This window comes from Vibrio sp. YT-19(2023), assembly GCF_033337395.1.
Genome location: NZ_JAWOQN010000574.1, coordinates 1 through 666, shown reverse-complemented (window position 1 = coordinate 666; position 666 = coordinate 1). Strand labels below are relative to the sequence as shown.

General features: G+C 48.0%; 1 protein-coding gene. It reads right to left on the bottom strand.

All coding sequences use genetic code 11. The annotated features are described in order from the left end of the window. Positions 1-666 (bottom strand): HD domain-containing protein (locus R7E78_RS27220; RefSeq protein WP_318058761.1); only part of this gene is annotated, 666 nt, incomplete at both ends.

Genomic DNA, 666 nt, shown 5'->3' with positions numbered 1-666 from the left:
CTTGTGGATATGGTAGATCTTCTAAACCTTTGCGGCCTGCATGATCCGCTTGGCAGCAAATTAGAATGTCTTTTAGGCGCTCCGACTTGCGCCATACATCAAACTTGTTCAGGATTTTGATGATGGTTTGCGGCTTTAACTCAGCGGCGCGATGAATGTTGGAGTGTTGCTCGCAGACCATGAGCGCTAAATCTTTAAATTCATTCGGTACACGTACACGTTCGCACAGTTTTTTAATTAGCTTTAAACCGGTATGACAATGCATTTTATGGCTAGGCCATTCGCGCTCTGGTGTCACTCCTTTCCCTAAGTCATGCACCTGTGCGGCAAATCTAACAGGGAGTGACGTGCTTAGCTTTGCGGCTTGCTCTGCTACCATCAACGTATGGATACCCTTATCGATCTCTGGATGCCATTTTTCAGGTTGAGGCACCCCAAACAACGCATCGATTTCTGGTAGCACGACAGCTAACGCGCCGCAATCTCGCAATACTGATAAAAACACATCGGGACGAGGCGTTGAAAGCGATTTATGCCACTCTTGCCACACGCGTTCTGGGGTTAGCGTATTGAGTTCACCAGAGTCTGCGATGTCGCGCATGAGTTGCATGGTTTCTTTTGCTACCGTAAATCCCAGCGAGGCAAGTTTTGCAGCAAAACGTGCGA